This window comes from Accumulibacter sp. (assembly GCF_023806625.1).
Lineage (GTDB): Bacteria > Pseudomonadota > Gammaproteobacteria > Burkholderiales > Rhodocyclaceae > Accumulibacter.
This window is the reverse complement of record NZ_JAMTDX010000075.1, coordinates 1-3,006: the sequence shown is the minus strand read 5'-3', so window position 1 is coordinate 3,006 and position 3,006 is coordinate 1. Positions and strand designations below refer to the sequence as shown.

Below are 3,006 nucleotides of genomic sequence, written 5' to 3'. Positions count from 1 at the left end.
ACCCATCATCATCAAACCGACCGACAGAATTTACAGCAAATTTTGGACTTGACTAGAACGAGGGCTGCAGTGGCCAACGCGGCACGAATACGCATGGGGGTCTCCAGTAGTCAGAAAGGATCGGGGCGCCGATTATAGCGCGCCCCGTTCGCGGGCGCGCGCCGCGCAGAACACGCAGCCGTCCGCTGGCATCTCGACGCGCGGCCACCCCACCGGGATGCTCCGCTCGCCGCGTCCCCGCCCGGCCCGTGCCAGATCACTGCGACTGCGGGTAACGCAGACAATGAACGGATTTGGCCGGTAAATGGCGTATTATTCGCCCGCGCCGCGGCGCCGGTCGAGAAGGGCGCCAAGAAATTCAACAACGACGAGCGGCGAGGGCCGGGGGACGGTGAGCGGATCGGTCGCCACGGCCAGGCAAGCCTGGGGCTGGCCAGCAAACGCAGATAGTGGAGGAGTTTCGCATGGACAAGATGGCGATGTACATGAACCTGGTGCTGATCCTGGTCTTCGTGGCCGGAAATGCTTTCTTCGTCGGCTCGGAGATCGCCATTTCCTCGGCCCGCCGGAGCCGCATCCGGCAGCTCGCCGAGGACGGTGACAAGCGGGCCGCACGGGTCGAAATGCTGCACAACGAGCCGGAGCGCTTCTACTCGGTGACCCAGGTGGGCATCACGCTGGTCTCGCTGGGCCTCGGCGCCGTCGGCATGGAGACGATCAGCATTCTCACCGACCCCTGGTTCGTCACCGTGTTCACGCTGTTCGGCGAAGGCGAGGGCCTGCACAAGGCGGCGCATACCATGTCCTACGTCTTCGCTTTCGTGGTCATTTCCTTCCTGCACGTGGTGGCCGGCGAACTCGCGCCGAAGGTGCTCGCCTTCCACAAGGCCGAGGCGCTGAGCATGGCGGTCAGCTGGTCGATCAACATCATGTACCTGACCTTCAGGCCGCTGATCTACGTTATGAAGCTCGCCTCGAACGGGCTGCTCTGGATCTTTGGCCAGCGCAACCTCGGCGGAAGCGGACACGGCGACAGTCACTTCACGATGTCGGTCGAGGAAATCCGGATGATCCTCTCGGCGAGCGAGAAGGAGGGGACGCTCGCTCCCGAGGAAACCGAGATGATTCGCGGCGTGTTCAAGCTCGACGAGCACACGGTTCGCGAGGCAATGATTCCGCGCACCCAGATCCGGGCGCTGGCGCAGGAAGAAACGCTTGGCGACGCGCTGCAGTTCTTCCGCGACATGCCGCACGCGCGTTTTCCGGTCTACGACAAGAGCCTCGACCGGATCACCGGTGTCGTGGCGATCAAGGAACTGCTGACCGTGATGGCCGAGGCGACTGGCGACAGGCTCGAGGACGTCAGCCGTCGGCCGGTCAGCGAGTTTGCCCAGCCTCCTTATACGGTTCCGAACAGCAAGCTGCTCAGCGACCTGCTCAAGGACTTCAAGCGCACGCGCCAGCAGATGGCCGTGGTCATCGACGAGTACGGCGGAACCGAAGGGATCATCACACTCGAGGACATCCTCGAAGAGATCGTCGGCGAGTACGAGGACGAATTCACGCGGCAGGCCAAGCGGATCAAGAAACTCGTCGGCAGCCAGTACGAGATCGATGCGTCGATGCGCGTGTCGGACCTCGAGTCGCTGCTCGACTTCCCGTTCCCGAAGGACGACGACTACGTGACGCTGGCCGGGCTGTTCTACAAGAGATTCGGCAGCGTGCCGAAGGTCGGCGACTCGGTGGAACTGTTCGGCGGCCGGCTGACCGTCGTCGAGATGGACAACCACCGGATCACCCTGCTGAAATTCGAGGACACCGCGGTCGGCGAGGATGGCGTCGTGCGCCTCGTCGAGAGCTCTTCGGCGCCGGACGTGCCAGCCGAAGAACCGTTGGAAGCGGCCGCCGGCGAGGCCGGCCCCGCCACTGCCGAGGGGGCCGCGCTTGGCCCTTCCGGGACGGAGGAAAGCCGGACGCCGGAAGATCGCCCGCCGTCCTGAGCGTGGGCTGGCTGGTCGCCGTTCCAGCCCGCGGTTCAGCGGACGCAGTCGACGGAATAGACCGGCTTGCCGTCGACGATTGCCTTGACGAGACCGTGCACGTCGGTCTCGAAACCCGGAAAGCGCTCGTTGAAGTCGCGGGCGAACTGCAGGTAGCGGACGATCGTCGCGTTTACTCGTTCGCCCGGGATGAGCAGCGGAATTCCCGGCGGGTACGGGGTAAGCAGTGTGCTGGTGATGCGCCCCTCGAGCTCGTCGATCGGCACGCGATCGATCTCGCGATGGGCCATCCTGGCGAAAGCGTCGGTCGGCTTCATCGCCGGTTCCATGTCCGACAGGTACATCCGGGTCGTCAGATGGGCGACGTCGTTGGCTGCGTAGACGCCGTGAATCTGCGCGCAGAGATCCTTCAAGCCGTAGCGCTCGTAGCAGGAGTTCTTGGACAGAAATTCGGGCATCACCTTCCACAGCGGCAGGTTCTGGTCGTAGCCGTCCTTGAACTGCTGCAGCTCGGTGACCATCGTGTTCCATCGGCCCTTGGTGATGCCGATGGTGAACATGATGAAGAACGAATAGAGCCCGCATTTCTCGACGATGATTCCATGCTCGGCGAGATACTTGGTGACGATCGCCGCGGGGATTCCCCATTCGGCGAAGTCGCCGTCGACGTCGAGCCCGGGGGTGATGATCGTCGCCTTGATCGGGTCGAGCATGTTGAAGCCTTCGGCGAGCATGCCGAAGCCGTGCCAGCGGTCGCCGGGCCTGAGAATCCACGCGGCGCGATCCTCGAGGGCTTCACTGGCGACGTCGTCGGGCCCCCAGACCTTGAACCACCAGTCAGCCCCCCATTCCTTGTCGACCTTGCGCATCGTGCTGCGGAAGTTCAACGCCTCGGCGATCGACTCCTCGACGAGAACGGTTCCCTCGGGCGCTTCCATCATCGCCGCAGCAACGTCGCAGGAGGCGATGATCGCGTACTGCGGCGAGGTCGAGGTGTGCATCAGGT

The 3,006-nt window shown here is 63.7% G+C and carries 1 protein-coding gene and 1 pseudogene; one reads left to right on the top strand and one right to left on the bottom strand.

The annotated features are described in order from the left end of the window. Positions 1 to 464 precede the first annotated feature (464 nt). Positions 465 to 2,000 carry a hemolysin family protein gene (locus tag NFW05_RS12800; protein ID WP_295307403.1) on the top strand — a complete coding sequence of 512 codons (1,536 nt, stop codon included), beginning with the start codon at positions 465 to 467 and terminating at the stop codon, positions 1,998 to 2,000. 35 nt (positions 2,001 to 2,035) lie between these two features. On the opposite strand, the pseudogene NFW05_RS12795 reads toward NFW05_RS12800, so the two are convergent. Next, positions 2,036 to 3,006 (bottom strand): annotated as a pseudogene (locus NFW05_RS12795) (lysine decarboxylase); the annotation flags it as partial.

What these genes read in the sequence shown, in the direction of transcription:
- NFW05_RS12800 (WP_295307403.1), top strand. Translation starts at nt 465, where the DNA reads ATGGACAAGATGGCGATGTACATGAACCTGGTGCTGATCCTGGTCTTC.